The organism is Streptomyces sp. NPDC107522, assembly GCF_055657525.1.
In genome coordinates, this window is the sequence record NZ_JBVKAU010000011.1 from 135,155 (window position 1) to 152,665 (window position 17,511).

General features: G+C 69.9%; 16 protein-coding genes and 1 tRNA gene. 10 read left to right on the top strand and 7 right to left on the bottom strand.

Annotated elements, in window-relative coordinates; translation table 11 throughout:
- Positions 1-22: 22 nt before the first annotated feature.
- The 6 genes from ACZ7L6_RS30060 (at position 23) to ACZ7L6_RS30085 (ending at position 3,751) form a co-directional block, all read left to right on the top strand.
- A tRNA-Ser gene (locus ACZ7L6_RS30060) sits at positions 23-107 on the top strand.
- Between the two features lie 85 nt (positions 108-192).
- The gene (locus tag ACZ7L6_RS30065) at positions 193-369 is read left to right on the top strand and encodes a hypothetical protein (RefSeq protein WP_471929246.1); all 177 of its coding nucleotides are present in this window, start codon (positions 193-195) and stop codon (positions 367-369) included.
- A gap of 33 nt (positions 370-402) precedes the next feature.
- The gene (locus ACZ7L6_RS30070) at positions 403-696 is read left to right on the top strand and encodes a Dabb family protein (RefSeq protein ID WP_471929248.1); all 294 of its coding nucleotides are present in this window, start codon (positions 403-405) and stop codon (positions 694-696) included.
- Between the two features lie 176 nt (positions 697-872).
- On the top strand, positions 873-1,757 hold the full coding sequence (locus tag ACZ7L6_RS30075) for an RNA polymerase sigma factor SigF (protein ID WP_471929250.1): 885 nt from the start codon (positions 873-875) through the stop codon (positions 1,755-1,757).
- 268 nt (positions 1,758-2,025) lie between these two features.
- On the top strand, positions 2,026-2,937 hold the full coding sequence (locus tag ACZ7L6_RS30080) for an RNA polymerase sigma factor SigF (RefSeq protein ID WP_471929252.1): 912 nt from the start codon (positions 2,026-2,028) through the stop codon (positions 2,935-2,937).
- Positions 2,938-2,986: 49 nt separating this feature from the next.
- Positions 2,987-3,751, top strand: coding sequence for a hypothetical protein (locus ACZ7L6_RS30085; protein ID WP_471929254.1), 765 nt, complete (start codon positions 2,987-2,989; stop codon positions 3,749-3,751).
- Positions 3,752-3,796: 45 nt separating this feature from the next.
- Here ACZ7L6_RS30085 and ACZ7L6_RS30090 read toward each other — a convergent pair whose 3' ends face one another.
- On the bottom strand, positions 3,797-3,988 hold the full coding sequence (locus ACZ7L6_RS30090) for a hypothetical protein (RefSeq protein ID WP_433043349.1): 192 nt from the start codon (positions 3,986-3,988) through the stop codon (positions 3,797-3,799).
- A 206-nt stretch (positions 3,989-4,194) separates the two neighbouring features.
- Here ACZ7L6_RS30090 and ACZ7L6_RS30095 point away from each other — a divergent pair, with 206 nt between their 5' ends.
- The 4 genes from ACZ7L6_RS30095 (at position 4,195) to ACZ7L6_RS30110 (ending at position 8,654) form a co-directional block, all read left to right on the top strand.
- Positions 4,195-4,644, top strand: coding sequence for a MarR family winged helix-turn-helix transcriptional regulator (locus ACZ7L6_RS30095; RefSeq protein ID WP_471929256.1), 450 nt, complete (start codon positions 4,195-4,197; stop codon positions 4,642-4,644).
- Positions 4,645-4,769: 125 nt separating this feature from the next.
- Positions 4,770-7,259 carry an MFS transporter gene (locus ACZ7L6_RS30100; protein WP_471929433.1) on the top strand — a complete coding sequence of 830 codons (2,490 nt, stop codon included), beginning with the start codon at positions 4,770-4,772 and terminating at the stop codon, positions 7,257-7,259.
- 91 nt (positions 7,260-7,350) lie between these two features.
- Positions 7,351-8,175, top strand: coding sequence for a YceI family protein (locus ACZ7L6_RS30105; protein ID WP_471929258.1), 825 nt, complete (start codon positions 7,351-7,353; stop codon positions 8,173-8,175).
- Positions 8,176-8,180: 5 nt separating this feature from the next.
- Positions 8,181-8,654 carry a PPOX class F420-dependent oxidoreductase gene (locus ACZ7L6_RS30110; RefSeq protein ID WP_471929260.1) on the top strand — a complete coding sequence of 158 codons (474 nt, stop codon included), beginning with the start codon at positions 8,181-8,183 and terminating at the stop codon, positions 8,652-8,654.
- Here the strand turns inward: ACZ7L6_RS30110 and ACZ7L6_RS30115 are convergent.
- The 6 genes from ACZ7L6_RS30115 to ACZ7L6_RS30140 form a co-directional block, all read right to left on the bottom strand.
- Complete coding sequence (locus tag ACZ7L6_RS30115) at positions 8,651-9,490, bottom strand: TetR/AcrR family transcriptional regulator (RefSeq protein WP_471929262.1); 840 nt, start codon at positions 9,488-9,490, stop codon at positions 8,651-8,653. The genes ACZ7L6_RS30110 and ACZ7L6_RS30115 overlap by 4 nt on opposite strands.
- 154 nt (positions 9,491-9,644) lie before the next feature.
- Positions 9,645-11,156, bottom strand: a complete 1,512-nt coding sequence (locus tag ACZ7L6_RS30120) for an MFS transporter (RefSeq protein WP_471929264.1) — start codon at positions 11,154-11,156, stop codon at positions 9,645-9,647.
- Between the two features lie 91 nt (positions 11,157-11,247).
- Positions 11,248-13,494: an ArnT family glycosyltransferase gene (locus ACZ7L6_RS30125; RefSeq protein WP_471929266.1), complete on the bottom strand. Its 2,247-nt coding sequence runs from the start codon at positions 13,492-13,494 to the stop codon at positions 11,248-11,250.
- A complete protein-coding gene (locus ACZ7L6_RS30130) occupies positions 13,491-14,987 on the bottom strand; it encodes a bifunctional glycosyltransferase family 2/GtrA family protein (protein WP_471929268.1) in 1,497 nt (498 codons plus the stop codon). The genes ACZ7L6_RS30125 and ACZ7L6_RS30130 overlap by 4 nt, the downstream gene beginning before the upstream one ends.
- Positions 14,988-15,001: 14 nt before the next feature.
- On the bottom strand, positions 15,002-16,651 hold the full coding sequence (locus ACZ7L6_RS30135; RefSeq protein WP_471929270.1) for an ATP-binding protein: 1,650 nt from the start codon (positions 16,649-16,651) through the stop codon (positions 15,002-15,004).
- On the bottom strand, positions 16,648-17,388 hold the full coding sequence (locus ACZ7L6_RS30140; protein ID WP_433043379.1) for a response regulator transcription factor: 741 nt from the start codon (positions 17,386-17,388) through the stop codon (positions 16,648-16,650). Before ACZ7L6_RS30140 ends, ACZ7L6_RS30135 begins: the two co-directional genes overlap by 4 nt.
- Positions 17,389-17,511: the final 123 nt, after the last annotated feature.

Below are 17,511 nucleotides of genomic sequence, written 5' to 3' on the forward strand. Positions count from 1 at the left end.
ACCGTGCTGTAAGGTCTCCCTCGGTAGCGTGTCCGAGCGGCCGAAGGAGCTCGCCTCGAAAGCGAGTGTGGCGCAAGTCACCGAGGGTTCAAATCCCTCCGCTACCGCTCTCCCGAAGGGCCCCGTCGAAAGACGGGGCCCTTCGTGCGATCATGTGCGGTCGTTGGGACGAAAGTGACTGGGGAGGCCGCGATGGCGGTGAATTCGAAGAAGGCCGCCATCTATGTGCTCGTGGTCTTCGTGCTCTACGTGATCATCACGGACCCGGCCAAGGCCGCCGACTACGTCCAGATAGGCTTCGAGGGCATATCGGACGCCGCCAAGGCCATAGGCGAGTTCTTCACCTGGCTCGCCGACGGGGCCGAGTAGGCCGTACCTCCGCCGTACCTCCTGGGAGTGCCCATGATCCGCCACCTCGTCCTCTTCAAGCTCAACGAGGGCGTCGAGCGCGACGACCCGCGGGTCGTGGAGGGCGTCGAGGCCTTCCGCTCGCTGGAGGGCAAGATCCCGGAGATCCGGCACTGGGAGCTGGGCTGGAACATCAGCGACCGCCCCATCGCCTACGACTTCGCCATCAACTCCGCCTTCGACGACACCGCCGCCCTGCGCGCGTACGCGGAGCACCCCGAACACCAGGCGGGCGTCACCCTGTGGCGGGAGTTCGCCACCTGGGTGATCGCGGACTACGAATACTGAGCCGCGGCACCCCGCATCCGCCGGGATCCACCCGGATCTCCCCGCAGCCCTCCGCCGTAACGGCGGGGGGCTTTCGCGTGTCTTGCGCACCGATCCATCCCCAACACGGAATTATGCGGTGCTTGAACACAATGAACTGTCTTGTGATGCTATGACCGCTTTTGACCGATGAGTTGATGGATCACGAGGTGGAGTTGACCGTGCCGGCCAGTACTGCGCCTCAAGCCCCGAGCCCCCAAGCCCCCACCCCGCAAACCCCCGGTCAGGAGGACCCTCCCGTATCCGCACCGCCCCGCAGCCGCGGTGCCGACACCCGTGCGCTCACCCAGGTGCTCTTCGGTGAGCTCAAGCAGCTGAAGCCGGGCACGCCGGAGCACAACCGCGTGCGCGGGGCGCTCATCGAGGCCAACCTCCCGCTCGTGCGCTATGCGGCCGCCCGCTTTCGCTCCCGCAACGAGCCGATGGAGGACGTGATCCAGGTCGGCACCATCGGGCTCATCAACGCCATCGACCGCTTCGACCCCGACCGGGGCGTGCAGTTCCCGACGTTCGCGATGCCGACGGTGGTCGGCGAGATCAAGCGGTACTTCCGCGACAACGTCCGCACGGTCCACGTACCGCGCCGGCTGCACGAGCTGTGGGTCCAGGTCAACAGCGCGACCGAGGACCTGACCACCGCCTACGGCCGCACCCCCACCACCGCCGAGATCGCCGAGCGGCTGCGCATCACCGAGGACGAGGTGCTGTCCTGCATCGAGGCCGGACGGTCGTACCACGCCACCTCGCTGGAGGCCGCGCAGGAGGGCGACGGGCTGCCCGGGCTGCTGGACCGGCTCGGCTACGAGGACCCCGCCCTGGACGGCGTCGAGCACCGGGACCTCGTCCGGCACCTGCTGGTGCAGCTCCCCGAACGTGAACAGAGAATCCTTCTGCTGCGCTACTACAGCAACCTCACCCAGTCGCAAATCAGTGCCGAACTCGGGGTCTCCCAGATGCACGTTTCGAGGCTACTCGCGCGTAGCTTCCAGCGGCTGCGTTCGGCGAACCGGATCGACGCGTAACCGCAAACAGGATCGACCGGTAACCGTCGCGAGCGAATCGCTCACCAGGGCGGATCCCGACAGTTCTGCGTTGAAAAACCGTCAGACCCCCTTTATCCAGGGCGGATTCGGGTCTCACATGTCGACATGTCACTACAGCGTGTTGCCGACATGTGACATTCTTCGGGAAGCGCGTTTGCCGTGGCTTCGGCTCCGGTATTCAGGTGAAGGCTGGCGTTCCTCGATCGGAGCGTTCGCCGCGACCGTCCCGCGACCCAAAGGGGGTGGCATGTCCGCAGACCAGGGCAGCTCGAAGGTGCTCACGCTCACGAAGAGCGAGTCCGCGCCCGACGCCGCGCTCGACGACGTTTCGGCCCTTGAGGCCATCCCGGCCCCGGCCCTGCCGGCCGCTGACGTCCCGGCTCTGCCGGCCTCGGCGAACATCGACACCCGCACCCTGTCCCGCTCCCTGTTCCTGCGGCTCGCCGCCCTGGACGAGAACAGCCCCGAGCGTGCCTACGTCCGGGACACCCTGATCGAGCTCAACCTCCCGCTCGTGCGCTACGCGGCAGCCCGCTTCCGCTCGCGCAACGAGCCGATGGAGGACATCGTCCAGGTCGGCACCATCGGCCTGATCAAGGCGATCGACCGCTTCGACTGCGAACGGGGCGTGGAGTTCCCGACGTTCGCGATGCCGACGGTCGTGGGCGAGATCAAGCGCTTCTTCCGCGACACGTCCTGGTCGGTGCGCGTCCCGCGCCGCCTCCAGGAGCTGCGTCTCGCGCTCACCAAGGCCAGCGACGAGCTCTCCCAGAAGCTGGACCGCTCGCCGACGGTCACCGAACTCGCCACCGTACTGGGCGTGTCCGAGGAGGACGTCGTCGACGGCCTCGCGGTCGGCAACGCCTACACCGCCTCCTCGCTGGACTCCCCGGCCCCGGAGGACGACGGCGGCGAGGGCTCCCTGGCCGACCGGCTCGGCTATGAGGACACCGCCCTCGAGGGCGTCGAGTACCGCGAGTCCCTCAAGCCGCTGCTGGCCAAACTCCCGCCCCGCGAGCGGCGGATCATCATGCTGCGCTTCTTCGCCAACATGACCCAGTCGCAGATCGGCGAGGAGGTCGGCATCTCCCAGATGCACGTCTCCCGGCTGCTGACCCGGACCCTGGCGCAGCTGCGCGAAGGCCTCATCTCCGACTGATCCCTTCCGGCCCCTTCATAATTGACGGGGTGTCAGCCACCATGGCCGGATGCTTCGGCCACCGTGGACCACATGGACGACATGGACACATGGCCGTCGGTGCGCCCTGATCGGCGCGTCGGCGGCCGTCGTCTGCCTGGGCGGAGTGGTGGCCGCGTGCGGGGGCGGCGGGGACGGTGACGGGTACGTCGCGACCGGGGCGGCGGGCGGGCCGGCGAGGGTCTCCGATACGGCGAACCTGCCGACGGGCAAGGTGACGCTGGTGCCGCTCGACGCGCCGACGGGCGGGGGCGGCAGCGCGGGCGACAGGGATGGCGGCGCCGGCAACTCCCCCGGGCGAAACGGGAGTCAGGTGACGGTGACACCTTCTCCGGCAGGAACAGAGCACTCCGCGCGACCATCGGGCGGCACCCCCGAACCCGCGGCCACGCCGACCGACCCCACCGCCCCGTCGAGCGGTTCACCCAGGCCCCCGGCACCCGAGACACCCGACGCTCCCGCCGACGCGCCCGCGAAGCTCACCGTGAGCGACCCGACACGGAAGCCCACCGACCAGCGCTGGTGCGAGAAGGTGACGCTGGCCTTCCACAACTCCGGCGGCACAGCCGTGCGTTCGGGCACCGTCACCTTCGGCACCCACGTCATCGGCGCGCTCGGCATCGACTGGGCGACGATCGAGTCGACGGAGCAGCTCCCAACGCCGATCGCGGCCGGGGCACGCAAGGAAAAGACCTGGACGGTGTGCGTCGACGCCTGGCGCGTGCCGCTGGGCATGCACATCGAGACGCGGGACGTCACCGTCCGGTGGGAGTAAGGGCCGTAGGGCCTACATGGCCGTAGGGCCTACATGGCGTAGGGCCTACATGAACGCCAGGTAGGCCACCGCCGCCACGATCGCCACCGCGGCGATCACGCCGACGATCAGGCCGACGCGGGGGCCCGAGGACGCCTGCTGCCGACCGCCCTGCGGGCCCTCGTCGACGAACGCGCGGAACATCTGGGTGCTGCCTGCGGGGTCGTGGTTGCCCTGGGGGCCGTGGGTGTTAGCCATGGCCTGAGACCCTAGCGAATCCGCCGGTTCGGCCCAAGTGGGGGCTCCGGCCCTGCACAGCGGGCCACAGGACCCACCCCACCTGCACATTTACGGTCGCAATACTTGCCTTTGCCAAGTTTTTGCGGCGAACCCATCCCGATTTATTTGCCTGTAGCAACCAAACTCCCCTATGGTTGCCCTAAGCAACAAATACGGGAGGTGTGATGGCCGAGCAGGCGCAGTACGAGGAGCTGGTCCGCCAGTTCAGCGCCTTCGGCGCCGTGAAGCGGGAGATGGGACGGACGCTGCCGTCCGACTGCCCCGCCGGTTCCGCCGCCGTACTGACGTTGCTGGCCCGCCACGGGGAGATGCGCATGAGCAGGCTCGCCGAGCTGCTCGCCGTGGACATGTCGGTCACCAGCCGCCATGTCGCCCACGTCGCCGAGCGCGGCTGGATCGAGCGCTCCCCCGACCCGGCGGACAAACGCAGCCGCATCCTGCGCCTCACCCCGGCGGGGGAGGAGCGGGTCCGGGAGATGTCCCGGCGGACCACGCACCTGCTCGCCGAGCGGCTGAGCGACTGGACCGACGACGAGGTCGCCCAGCTCACCCGGCTCATGGCCCGGCTGAGGGCCAGCTTCGACGACTGCCGTACACCCGCGATCACCCAGTAAGAGCCAGCAGAGCCAGTAGAGCCTGTAGAGCCCGTAAGAGAAGGAAGCCCATGGCAACGACCACACCAGCCGGTGTGCGGGCCCACGCCAAGCACTCAGGAGGCCCGCCCGCCCACGGCGCTCCGATGTCGCATCGGCAGATCATGGAAGCGCTGACCGGGCTGCTGCTCGGCATGTTCGTGGCGATCCTGTCGTCGACGATCGTCTCCAACGCCCTGCCCGACATCATCAAGGACCTCGGCGGCGGCCAGAGCGCCTACACCTGGGTGGTCACCGCGTCGCTGCTGGCGATGACCGCGTCCACGCCGCTGTGGGGCAAGCTCGCCGACCTCTTCTCCAAGAAGCTGCTGATACAGATCGCGCTGGTCATCTTCGTGGCCGGGTCCGCGGCAGCCGGTCTGTCCCAGAACCCGGGCACGCTCATCACCTTCCGGGCCGTCCAGGGCATCGGCATGGGCGGCCTGTCCTCGCTGGCCCAGATCATCCTCGCGGCGATGATCTCCCCGCGTGAGCGCGGCCGCTACAACGGCTACCTCGGCGCCACCTTCGCCACCGCGATGGTCGGCGGCCCGCTGATCGGCGGTGTCATCACCGACACCGACTGGCTCGGCTGGCGCTGGTGCTTCTACGTCGGCGTGCCCTTCGCCGTGATCGCGCTCATCGTGCTGCAGCGCACCCTCCACCTGCCGGTGGTCAAGCGGAAGGTCAAGGTCGACTGGGCGGGCGCCTTCTTCATCACCGCCGCGGTCTGCCTGCTGCTGATCTGGGTGACCTTCGCCGGTGACAAGTACGACTGGCTGTCCTGGCAGACGTACGCGATGACCGGTGGTGCGCTCGCGCTGCTGCTGATCTTCGTCTTCGTCGAGTCCAGGGCGAGCGAGCCGATCGTCCCGCTGCGCCTGTTCCGCAACCGCACCATCACCCTCGCCTCGCTGGCCTCCCTGTTCGTCGGCATCGCGATGTTCGCGGGCACGATCTTCTTCAGCCAGTACTTCCAGCTGGCCCGCGACAAGTCGCCGACCATGTCCGGCGTCATGACCATCCCGATGATCGTCGGCCTGTTCGTGTCGTCGACCGTCTCCGGACAGGTCATCACCCGCACCGGCCGCTGGAAGGCGTGGCTGCTCGCCGGCGGTGTGCTGGTGACCGCGGGCCTCGGGCTGCTGGGCACGATCCGCTACGACACCGAGTACTGGCACGTGGCGATCTTCATGGCCCTGCTCGGCCTCGGCGTCGGCATGATGATGCAGAACCTGGTCCTGGCCACGCAGAACCAGGTGGACCCGAGCGACCTGGGCGCCGCCAGCTCCGTCGTGAACTTCTTCCGCTCCCTCGGCGGCGCCATGGGCGTCTCGGCGCTCGGCGCGGTCCTCAGCCACCGCATCACCCACTACGCCGAGGAGGGCCTGACCCAGCTCGGCGTCCAGGGCGGCTCCTCCGGCCACGGTGAGATCCCCGACCTCGACGCACTGCCCGGCCCGGTGCGCACGGTCATCGAGAGCGCGTACGGCCACGGCGTCGCGGACGTCTTCCTGTACGCCGCGCCGATCGCCTTCCTCGCCCTGCTGTTCTCCCTGTTCATCAAGGAGGTCCCGCTGAAGACGAAGGGCGCGCTGGCGCAGGCCGCCGAGTCCGGGGCCGCCGAGACCACCGCACCCCGGGCTCCCGAGGCCGCCGAGGCTCCCGCAGCGGCCCCCGCAACGGCCCCCGCAACGGCCGCCGCCCAGGAGCGGGTCCCGAGCTGGGCCGTCACCTCGGACACCGAGGCCGCTCCCCAGGGCACCCAGAAGCTCGCCGCCGTCGCCACCGTGGCCCGGTCCGAGGAGACGTCCGGTTCTTCCGGCTCTTCCGGCGGCGTCCCGGTCAGCGGCTTCGTCCGGGGTGCCGAGAGCGCGCCCGTGCCGCAGGCCGCGGTCACGCTGATCTCCCTCGCCGGACGGCAGCTCGGCCGGTCGGTGGCGCAGTCCGACGGTGCGTACGCCGTCGACGCGCCGGGCGCCGGGTCGTACGTCCTGATCGCCTCCGCCGACGGCTTCCAGCCGCAGGCGTCCACGATCGTCGTGAACGGCGACGAGCCGGTGGCGTACGACATCCTGCTCAGCGGCACCAGCGGGCTGAGCGGCGTGGTGCGGGCCGCGGGGAGCGCGCTGCCGGTCAAGGACGCGATGGTGATCGTCACCGACGTCCGCGGAGATCTGCTGGCCACCGCCGCCACCGGTGAACAGGGCGAGTTCGGCTTCGCCGAGCTGGTGCCGGGTGCCGTGACCGTCGCGGTGAACGCCGCCGGGTTCCGGCCGCGCGCCCTGCCCGTCGAGATCGGCGGCACCGGGGTCACCCGGATCGAGGTCGACCTGGAGGCCGGCGCCCAGGTCCAGGGCGTCGTACGGGCACCGCACGGCCCGCTGGCCGACGCTCGGGTCACGCTGGTCGACGCCGCGGGCAACGTGGTCGGCACGGCGACGACCGGCACGGACGGGGCGTACGCCTTCACCGACCTGGACGGCGGCGAGTACACGGTCATCGCGACGGGTTACCCGCCGGTGGCCACGGCACTGACGGTCACCGGCCGCGGCGTCGACGACCACGACATCGAACTCGCCCACCCCGGCGAGTAGTTCGACCCCGGCCCGTGGCGGGCGGCGCGCTCCGAGCGGAGGTGCGCCGCCGCCACGGGCCGGTTTCTTTGAGCTTGAGGAGTGACCTGAGATGGGACTGACCGCGAGGATCCGCACCCGGGACGGATGGGCCGTGTCGCACGCGGTCGTCACGGTGACCGACATGACCGGAGCGCAGGTGCTGCGGCTGGAGGCGGACGCGGAGGGAGCCGTACGGGACCCGAATCCGCTGCCCGCGGGGGCGTACACCGTCATCGTCACCGCCGTCGGCTACGCGCCCGCCGCCGCGAGCGCCATCGTGACGGCGAGCGGCCGCGCCGAGGTCGGCACGGTGACGCTGGCGCGGCAGGGCGGCACGGAGCTGCCGCCGCCGGGGCCCTGGACCATCGACCCGGCGCACTCCAGCGTGGCCGCCGTCGCCCAGCACCTGGGGATCTCCAGCGTGCACGGCCGGTTCACGCGGTTCTCCGGCGCCATCGAGATCGCGCCGGACGACGTCACCAAGTCCCGGGTGGAGGCCGTGATCCGGGCGGACTCGATCGACACCGGGAACGGGATGCGGGACGGGCATCTGAAGTCGCCGGATTTTCTGGATGTGGAGCGGTATCCCGAGATCACGTATCGCTCGACGGGGCTGACCGCCGCCACGGGCTCCGACCGGTGGACGGTGCACGGGGAACTGGGCATGCACGGTGTCGTACGGCCGGTGGAGCTCGATCTCGCCTGTCTGGGGACCGGCGCCGACCCGTGGGGCGGGACACGGGCCGCGTTCCGGGCGACGGCGGAGCTGCACCGGGACGACTTCGCGATGAACTACAACCAGGTGGTGCAGGCGGGCATCGCGGCCATTGGTACGACGTTGAAGGTCGAGCTGGACATCCAGGCGGTGCAGGGGGAGTCGCTGCCCCTAGGCTGAGCCGCATGGCACCGAACATCGCGACGAACACGCGCGTCTCGCTCGAAGAGTTGCTGGATTTCGTACGGCCCCGGCACCGCGCCATCCTGCTGACCAGGCGGGCGGACGGCAGTCCGCAGGCCTCGCCGCTGACCTGTGGGGTCGACGACTCGGGTCGGATCGTGGTGTCCACGTACCCGGAGCGGGCCAAGACGCGGAACGCGAAGCGGGATCCGCGAGTGAGTCTGCTGGTCATCAGTGACGACTGGAACGGGCCGTGGGTCCAGATCGACGGGTCGGCCGAGGTCGTCGACTCGCCGGAGTCCGTGGAGCCGCTGGTCGAGTACTACCGGAACATCGCCGGGGAGCATCCGGACTGGGACGAGTACCGGGAGGCGATGGTGAAGCAGGGGAAGTCGATCATTCGGGTGACGCCGGAGAGGTGGGGGCCGGTGGCTACCGGTGGGTTTCCGGCGCGGCTGGTGGAGGGTGGCGCCTAAGAGCTCGGGTAATACGGATCGTCAGGCGACTGCGGGTCCGTCGTGGCTGGTCGCGCAGTTCCCCGCGCCCCTGATGGTGCGCTTCGCGCCACCATCGCCTCGATGCCCGCCACCAACAGGTCCAGGGCGAACTCGAAGTCCCGCTCCCACATCTCCTCCACCGTGTCGCCGCCTCGGGCCTCCATGAGTTCTGCGGACTCCTGGATGACCTCGGCGGCTTCCGGAGCCTGCGTCACCGTGTTCATGGCGTGATGGAAGTAGTCGTCCGGAGTCATGCCGAACGCCGCGCTGCGGGTGATGAAGTGACCCTCCATCGTGCCGAAGCCGTAGACGAACTGGAAGACGGCGGAGATGGCCGCCACCAGGCCGTGCGCGGGCAGGCCGGTCTTGCGGATGATCTGCTGTACGAGGCGGGAGAAGGCGATGCTGTTCGGGCCGATGTTGATGTAGGTACCGATCAGCGGCGAGAGCCACGGGTGCCGGACCAGCAGCGCGCGGTACGCGCCGGCCAGCTCGCGCAGCTGGACCCGCCAGTCCTCGTCGGCCTCCGGGTCGGGCAGCGTCAGTTCGCCGAAGGCGGCGTCGAGGGCGAGTTCGAGGAGGTCGTCCTTGGTGTCGACGTACCAGTAGACGGACATCGCGGTCACGTTCAGCTCGGCGGCCAGCCGCCGCATGGAGAACTTGGCCAGCCCCTCGGCATCAAGCAGCCGCACGGTCGCCGAGGTGATCCGCTCCCGGTCGAGCCCGGAGGGCTGCCCCCCACCGCGTCCGCCCCGCCGGGCTTTGCCCTCAAGCCAGACGCTCGTACGCGCGGACCGCTGAGCTGCCCTAGCCATGGCGCACCTTCCTCGACTCCGTGAACTGATCAAGATGCTAGGCGCCAACGCCCTCAAAGGGGCGCGGGACTCTGCCTGATGTGCGGCTCCGCCGCGTGGGCGCGACCAGCCACGATGGACCCGCAGTCGCCCAACAACCGAATGCCCCGAGCTCTTAGGCGAACTCTGCCCGCTCAGCCCGCCGCAACAACGCGGCAGCGACCAATCCCCCGAGCAACACAGCCCCCGCCCCCACCAACTGACTGGTCTCCAGGCCAGAGGCAAACGCGTCCAGAATCCGCTCCTTCTCGGCGGAGCCGCCCGCTTCGGCCAACGCCCCCGGCAGGGACACCGCGGCGACCGGAATCAGTGCCGCGAAGCGGGAGTTGAGTACGGCCCCGAGCACCGCGACGCCCAGCCCCTGTCCGAACTCCGCCACCGTGCCGTTGATGCCGGCGCCGACACCGGCCTTCTCCGGCGGAATCGCACTCATGATCGCGTGCGCCATCGCCGGGCTGGCGATCGCGGCGCCCGCCCCGATCAGCACCAGACCCAGCAGGGTGCCCGGATACCCGTGCTCGGTGAGCGTCGCGATGGAGACGAGGCCGGCGGCCATCGCCGTCATGCCCAGGCCGATGGAGACGGGGGTACCGAGCTTGCCCGACCACTTCGCCGACAGACCGGTGAAGTTCAGAGCCACGATCATCAGCGCGAGCGGCGCCGTGCGCAGCCCCGCCTCCAGCGGGCCGTAACCGAGGACGAACTGCATGTGCTGGGTGAGCAGGAAAAGCGATCCGCCCATCCCGAAGGTGATCAGCACCGCGCCCGCGACGGCTCCCGTGAACCGCCGGTTCCGGAAGAAGTGCATGTCGAGCATGGGATACGGGATCCGGCTCTCCCAGTACGCGAAGGCGCCCAGCACCACGACCGCGACGGTGGCCGTCGCCAGCACCCGGCCGGACGTCCAGCCGTGCTCGGGTCCGGAGATGATCGCGAACACCAGGGAGGCCATGCCGATCGTGGACAGCAGGGCGCCGAGGAGGTCGGGCCGGTCGCCCTGCGGGTTCTTGGACTCGGGCACCAGCACCACGACCGCCACCAGGCCGAGCGCCGCGACCGGCAGGTTGATCAGGAAGATCGCACCCCACCAGAAGTGGTCCAGCATGAAGCCGCCGAGGAGCGGTCCGGTCGCGAAGCCCAGCGAGTTCACGGCCGCCCAGATGCCGATCGCCTTCGGCTGCTCCTCGGGCGTGAAGATCTGCATCGCCACGGCGAGCGTGGTGGTCATCAGCAGTGCGCCGCCGACGCCCATACCGGCCCGTGCGGCGATCAACTGGCCGGAGCTGTCCGCCAGCCCGGCCACCAGCGAGCCGATGCCGAACAGGGCGAGGCCTATGGCCAGCATCTTCTTGCGGCCGTAGCGGTCGGCGGCGCTGCCCGCGGTCAGCAGCAGACCGGACTGCACGAGCGAGTACGCGTTGATCATCCACTGGATGTCCGAGGTGGCGGCGCCCAGTTCGCTGGTGAGCGAGGGGATCGCCACGTTCAGGATCGTGTTGTCGAGCAGCACGGTGAGCTGCGCCAGACAGATGACACCGAGGATCAGCCAGCGTTGGGGGTGGCCCTGGACCTGCGCCTGGGGTTCGGGCTGGGCGGCCGGGGCCTGTTCCTGGGGGGATGTCGTCATGTTGTACACCGTAGAACAGCTCCCATACGGCGTACAACGGAAATACGAGCAGGGGCGGTGGCCTGTGCCACCGCCCCTTCGCAGGAGACCGTCAGCTGTCGCTCTTCGGCTGCGTCAGGTCGTAGAAGGTGGTGCCGTCCACGGTCACCGACTCGAAGTTCTCCTGGACCCAGGAGCTGATCTGCGAGGAGGTGCCGTTGCTGCTGCCGCCCATGCCGCCGCCGCTGCCGCTCGCGATGAAGTAGTGGATCTCGCCGTCCGCCACGTACTTCTTGAACTCCGCGAGCGTCGGGGACGGGTCGGTGCCGTTGAAGCCGCCGATCGCCATGACCGGGTCGCCGGTGGAGAGCTGGTAGCTCGCGGCGTTCTGGGCGCCGATGGCCGCGGCGGCCCAGGTGTAGTCACCGGCGTTCTTCTCGAGCAGCGCCTTGGCCTCGTCGCTGACGCTGGCGCCGTTGAGCAGACCGCCCATACCGCCGGCGCCACCCATGCGGCCGCCGTCGCCGGTCTGACCGCCGGGCATGCCCTGGCCCTGGGTGCTGCCGTTGCCGTTCTGCTGGCCCTGCTGGTTGTTCTGGCCAGGCATACCTCCGCCGGGGAAGCCGTTGCCCTTCTGCTGGTTCTGGCCACCCTGCTGGTTGTTCTGGCCCTGCTGGTTCTGGCCGGGCATGCCGCCCCCACCGGGACCGCCGCCCATGCCGCCGCCACCGCCGGGGCCGCCACGGCCGCCCGAGACCGCGGGACCCGCGGTGACGATCGAGCCGGTGTGGCCCTCGTTCACCGTGGTGAGGGTGTACGCGGTCGGGCCGGCCAGCGCGGCCGCGAGACCCAGCCCGACGACGCCCATGGTCAGTTGGCGACCGAGCTTCGAGGCGAAGATCAGGCCCAGCGCAGCCGCCAGGCCGCCGACCAGCACGACCCACTTCAGCCAGGGCAGGTAGTCGGAGGAGCGGTTGAGCAGGACGTAGCCCCAGGCCGCGGTGGCCGTCATCGCGCCGGCCAGGGTGAGCGACGCCCACGCCTTGTCCCGCTTCTCCCAGAGCAGCGCGGCGCCCATGCCGATCAGCGGGGCGATGTAGGGGGCGAGGGCCACCGTGTAGTACTCGTGGAAGATGCCCTGCATGTAGCTGAAGACCAGCATGGTCGTGACCAGCGCGCCGCCCCAGACCAGGAACGCACCGCGCGTCACCGACGTACGACGTGCCTTGCGCGTGGCCACCAGGGCGGCGACCAGCAGGATCAGCGCGGCCGGGATCAGCCAGGAGATCTGGCCGCCGATGCTGGAGCTGAAGAGGCGGTCCCAGCCGGTCTCGCCCCAGTTGCCGCCGCCGTTGCCGCCACCGCCGCCGACGCTGCCGGTCTCCTCGCCGTTCAGACGGCCGAGGCCGTTGTAGCCGAAGGTCAGCTCCAGGAAGGAGTTGTTCTGCGAGCCGCCGATGTACGGGCGGGAGGAGGCGGGCCACAGCTCGACGATCGCGACCCACCAGCCGCCGGAGACGACGATGGCTGCCAGACCCGCGGCGAGCTGACCGAGCCGCTTCTTCACCGACACCGGCGCGCAGACGGCGTGGACGATCGCCAGCGGCGGCAGGATCAGGAAGGCCTGCAGCGTCTTGGCGAGGAACGCGAAGCCGATGGCCGTACCGGCCCACACCAGCCACTTCGTCCGGCCGTCCTCCAGGCCCCGGATGACGAAGTAGCAGGCCACGGCCATCAGCAGGGCCAGCATCGCGTCCGGGTTGTTGAACCGGAACATCAGCGCCGCGACGGGGGTGAGCGCGAGCACCGCGCCCGCGATCAGACCGGCCGCGGGGCTGAACCGGCGACGTACGGCCGCGTAGACCACGGCGACCGTGCCGACGCCCATGAGGACCTCGGGGAGGAGGATCGCCCAGGAGTGGAGGCCGAAGAGGCGGACCGACAGCGCCATCGGCCACAGGGAGGCCGGGGGTTTGTCGACGGTGATGGCGTTGGCCGCGTCCAGCGAGCCGAAGAAGAACGCCTTCCAGGACTGGCTGCCGGCCTGAACGGCCGCCGAGTAGAAGGAGTTGGCGTAGCCGGAGGCGCTGAGGTTGTAGAGGTAGAGGAGGAACGTGGCGAGCAGCAGGCCGAGGAAGGCGGGGCGCGCCCAGCGCGGGTCCTCGGGGCGGCCGCGCCACAGGCGTCGTACGAAGGGCTGCTTGGGTTCACCGGAGTCGGGCGCGGGTGCGGCGGGCAGGGGTGTCGGGGGCGGCCCCCAGGTGTCGGGGCTGCTGCCTCTGTCGTAGGTCGTCCGGCCCGTCTGGCCCGTCTGGCCCGTCTGGCTCGTCTGGCTCGTCTGGTCGTACTGGATGGTCATCGGGAGTCCCTCGAGTCGGTGTCGTGCGGGCGCACCGGCTGCAGCTGCAGGGTGGCGTCCCGCCAGGTGCCGTCCGCGGCTTCACCGGCGCGGAACTGAGCGGTTTCGTACGAGTACCGGGGTGCGCCCTGCGCCACCGGGCGCTGCGGCAGCGGGCCGAAGTCCTGTGAGCTCTGGGGTTGCCGGGTGGAGTAGGTCGGCGAGGAGGGGGCGGGGCTCGGGTGGTGCGAGGCGACCACCGTCGACGGGGTGTCGCGCTGCTCCGGGAACACCCACGCCCGGAAGAGCAGGAAGCGCAGCACCGTCGCAGCGAGGTTGGCGGCTATGAGGACCGCCAGTTCGGTGGAGTGCGCGGGGCTGGAGGTCGCCGCGTTGAGGGCGGCGAGCGAACCGCTGGTCAGGGCGAGGCCGATGCCGAAGACGACCAGGCCCTGCGCCTGGTGCCGTACGGCGCCGCTGCGGCCGCGCACCCCGAAGGTGAGGCGCCGGTTGGCCGCCGTGTTGGCGATGGCGGAGACCAGCAGGGCGAGCGCGTTGGCGACCTGCGAGCCGGTGAAGACCCGGAAGCCGCTGTACAGCAGCAGGTAGAAGAGGGTGGACAGGCCGCCGACGACGCAGAAGCCGACGAGCTGGCGGGCCAGGCCCTTGGGTACGTCCTTGATCTCGCGGTCGCGCGGGTCGTCGCCGAAGGGGCGGGTGAGCCGGTCCAGCGGGAGCGAACCGGAGGCCAGAGCCTTGCCGACCCGCCACACGCCCTTGAGGTCGTCGGTCGCCGTCTTCACGATGTGCACGGTCGAATCGGGGTCGTCGACCCAGTCGACCGGGACCTCGTGGATACGGAGTCCCGCGCGCTCGGCGAGCACCAGCATCTCGGTGTCGAAGAACCAGCCGGTGTCCTCGACGAGGGGCAGGAGCACCTGCGCGACATCCCGTCGTATGGCCTTGAAGCCGCACTGCGCGTCGGAGAAGCGGGCCTGGAGCGAGCCGCGCAGGATGAGGTTGTAGGCGCGGCTGATGAACTCCCGCTTGGGCCCGCGGACCACGCGGGAGGTGCGGGCCAGCCGGGAGCCGATCGCGAGGTCCGAGTGACCGGAGATCAGCGGTGCCACCAGCGGCAGCAGGGCGTTGAGGTCGGTGGACAGGTCCACGTCCATGTAGGCGAGGATCGGGGCGTCCGAGGCGGACCAGACGGTCCGCAGCGCCCGGCCGCGGCCCTTCTGCTCCAGCCGGAAGGACCTGACCTCCGGGATCTCCGCCTCCAGCCGCGACGCCACCTGGGGGGTGGTGTCCGTCGACGCGTTGTCCGCGATCGTGATGCGGAACGCGTACGGGAAGGTGCGCTTGAGGTGATCATGCAGTCTCAGCACACACGGCTGGAGGTCCTTCTCCTCGTTGTAGACGGGGATCACTACGTCCAGGACAGGCGTACCGGCGTCTCCGGCCGGGAGGTGCTCCCGCGCCGGCAGGGTGCCGGGAGAAGAGTCGGTTCGCATGGGACCGACTTTCGTCAAGCGCCCTGTTCCGCCCATGTGGTGACGCTGTGCTGTGCCTGTGAGTGCTGTTGCCAGCTCATTTCGGGGCTGGGCGGCACGGGGAGCGCCGGCAGATGCACCGTGAACACCGTCCGTCCGGGCACGCTGTCGACGGTCACGGCACCGCCGTGCGCGGTCGCGACGGCCTGCACAATGGCCAGGCCAAGGCCGGTGGACCCGGTGGCACGGGAGCGCGCGGAGTCGCCGCGCGCGAACCGCTCGAAGACGTGCGGGAGCAGGTCTTGTGGGATGCCCTGACCGTTGTCCTCCACGTCCACGCACAGCCACGGGCCCCGCCGTTGAACACGGGCAGTGACCGTCGTCCCGGGTGGGGTGTGGGTGCGGGCGTTGCCGAGGAGATTGACCAGCACCTGTTGCAGACGTGCCGCGTCCGCCGACACGAGGGCCGGTTCGTCGGGCAGGTCGAGGCGCCAGTTGTGGTCCATGCCGGCCGCGCGGGCGTCGCTGATGGTGTCCACGACGAGCGGGACGAGGTCGGTCTGCTCGAACTGCAGCGGCCGTCCGGCGTCGAGCCGGGCGAGCAGGAGGAGGTCCTCGACGAGCAGCGTCATCCGGCCCGCCTCGGACTCGATACGGCCGAGGGCGTGCCGGGTGTCCGGCCCGACGTCCTCTCTGCCGCGTCTGGTCAGCTCGGCGTACCCGCGGATGGAGGCGAGAGGAGTACGCAGCTCATGACTCGCATCCGCCACGAACTGCCGTACCCGCATCTCGCTCTGCTGGCGGGAGTGCAGGGCGGCGTGGACGTGGTCCAGCATGCGGTTCAGCGCGGCGCCGACCTGGCCGACCTCGGTGTGCGGGTCGGTCTCGGACTCGGGGACGCGTTCGCTGAGGTTGACCTCGCCGGTGTGGAGGGGGAGTTCGGAGACGCGGGTGGCGGTGGCGGCGACGCGGCGGAGGGGGCGGGTGGCCACGCCGACGATGACGGTGCCGGCGATGCCGGCGGCCACGAGGGCGGCGGCGGTGACGCTGGCCTCGATGATCATGAGGGTGTTGAGGGTGCTGCTGACGTCCTTGGTGGGGATGGCGACGTAGTAGCTGCGGGTGCCGTCGGCGCTGGTCCGATACAGGACGAGGTATTCGCCGAGGCTGCCACCAAGGTCGACGGTGTGCTGTTTGCCGTCCTGAGCGACCTTGTTGAGAGCGGCTTCCTGGGCCTCGGTGAGGTCGACGGCCTTCATCCCGAAGTCGCCGGCGGCGGTGCTGTCGTCCGACTTCTGGCCGACCTTGGCCTCGGTGATCACGCCGTTCCTGACCAGGGCGATGACCGTGCCGGACGACCCCGGGCCGCCTGCGCGCTTGGCGAACTCGCCGAGGTTGAAGCTCTGGGCGGCGGCCTTGTCGGGCAGGTCGTCCTTGTTGGGATCGTTCTTGCCGGGGTCGTCACCGGGAGGCTTGCCGGCGGCCCGATCGCCGACCTCGGCGAGCTGGTTGCCCAGTTGGTCGTACAGGTGCGAACGCAGCGCCAGCGTCGTCACCGTACCGATCACCGCACACACGACAGCGATCAGCACCAGGGACGCGACGACGAGCCGCGTCCGCAGGGTGCGCGGCTGACCCGCCCGCCGCTGCCGCTTCTGCGCACGCGGCCGTCGTCGTCCGCTCATGACGCCGCGGGCTTGATCAGGTAACCGGCACCACGCCGGGTGTGGATCATCGGCTCGCGACCGGCGTCGATCTTCCGGCGCAGGTAGGAGATGTAGAGCTCGACGACGTTGGCCTGCCCGCCGAAGTCGTACGACCACACGCGGTCGAGTATCTGGGCCTTGCTGAGCACGCGCCGCGGATTGCGCATCAGGAACCGCAGCAGCTCGAACTCGGTGGCGGTGAGGTGGATGGACTCCCCGCCCCGCGAGACTTCGTGGCTGTCCTCGTCGAGGGTGAGATCCCCGACGACGAGCACGGAGTCGGACCGCCGGTCGGCGGCACCGGAGCGCCGGATGAGCCCCCGCAGCCGCGCGACGACCTCTTCGAGGCTGAACGGCTTGGTGACGTAGTCGTCCCCACCGGCCGTGAGCCCGGCGATACGGTCCTCGACGGCGTCCTTGGCGGTGAGGAAGAGGACGGGCACGTCGGGCAGCTCCCGCCGAAGCCGGCCGAGCACCGTGAGCCCGTCCATGTCCGGCAGCATCATGTCCAGGACGACGGCGTCGGGCCGGAACTCCCGCGCGGTCTGGACGGCACCCGTGCCGTCCCCCGCACTCCGGATCTGCCAGCCCTCATAGCGAAGGGCCATGGACAGCAGTTCGGTGATCGACAGCTCGTCGTCCACCACAAGCACTCGGACGGGGCTCCCGTCCGGCCTCAGCAGTTCGGTGCGCCCCTGGGGCGAGGTCGTGGTCATGGTGAACACCTTGTCGGTGCCCTCTAAGAGAGCCCTTTCGACAACCTGTGATTTTCCTAAGAAACACACAGGAGACTCTCAGGGGGCGCCTGGGAAGCGCTTGGCCGGCGATGCCACCGGTCT

Excerpts from the sequence above, each read along its gene's own strand:
- ACZ7L6_RS30120 (WP_471929264.1), bottom strand. The coding sequence starts at position 11,156 with ATGACGACATCCCCCCAGGAACAGGCCCCGGCCGCCCAGCCCGAACCC.
- ACZ7L6_RS30130 (WP_471929268.1), bottom strand. The coding sequence starts at position 14,987 with ATGCGAACCGACTCTTCTCCCGGCACCCTGCCGGCGCGGGAGCACCTC.
- ACZ7L6_RS30075 (WP_471929250.1), top strand. The coding sequence starts at position 873 with ATGGATCACGAGGTGGAGTTGACCGTGCCGGCCAGTACTGCGCCTCAA.
- ACZ7L6_RS30065 (WP_471929246.1), top strand. The coding sequence starts at position 193 with ATGGCGGTGAATTCGAAGAAGGCCGCCATCTATGTGCTCGTGGTCTTC.
- ACZ7L6_RS30105 (WP_471929258.1), top strand. The coding sequence starts at position 7,351 with ATGGGACTGACCGCGAGGATCCGCACCCGGGACGGATGGGCCGTGTCG.
- ACZ7L6_RS30080 (WP_471929252.1), top strand. The coding sequence starts at position 2,026 with ATGTCCGCAGACCAGGGCAGCTCGAAGGTGCTCACGCTCACGAAGAGC.
- ACZ7L6_RS30125 (WP_471929266.1), bottom strand. The coding sequence starts at position 13,494 with ATGACCATCCAGTACGACCAGACGAGCCAGACGAGCCAGACGGGCCAG.
- ACZ7L6_RS30110 (WP_471929260.1), top strand. The coding sequence starts at position 8,181 with ATGGCACCGAACATCGCGACGAACACGCGCGTCTCGCTCGAAGAGTTG.
- ACZ7L6_RS30100 (WP_471929433.1), top strand. The coding sequence starts at position 4,770 with ATGTCGCATCGGCAGATCATGGAAGCGCTGACCGGGCTGCTGCTCGGC.
- ACZ7L6_RS30095 (WP_471929256.1), top strand. The coding sequence starts at position 4,195 with ATGGCCGAGCAGGCGCAGTACGAGGAGCTGGTCCGCCAGTTCAGCGCC.
- ACZ7L6_RS30085 (WP_471929254.1), top strand. The coding sequence starts at position 2,987 with ATGCTTCGGCCACCGTGGACCACATGGACGACATGGACACATGGCCGT.
- ACZ7L6_RS30090 (WP_433043349.1), bottom strand. The coding sequence starts at position 3,988 with ATGGCTAACACCCACGGCCCCCAGGGCAACCACGACCCCGCAGGCAGC.
- ACZ7L6_RS30070 (WP_471929248.1), top strand. The coding sequence starts at position 403 with ATGATCCGCCACCTCGTCCTCTTCAAGCTCAACGAGGGCGTCGAGCGC.
- ACZ7L6_RS30115 (WP_471929262.1), bottom strand. The coding sequence starts at position 9,490 with ATGGCTAGGGCAGCTCAGCGGTCCGCGCGTACGAGCGTCTGGCTTGAG.
- ACZ7L6_RS30135 (WP_471929270.1), bottom strand. The coding sequence starts at position 16,651 with ATGAGCGGACGACGACGGCCGCGTGCGCAGAAGCGGCAGCGGCGGGCG.
- ACZ7L6_RS30140 (WP_433043379.1), bottom strand. The coding sequence starts at position 17,388 with ATGACCACGACCTCGCCCCAGGGGCGCACCGAACTGCTGAGGCCGGAC.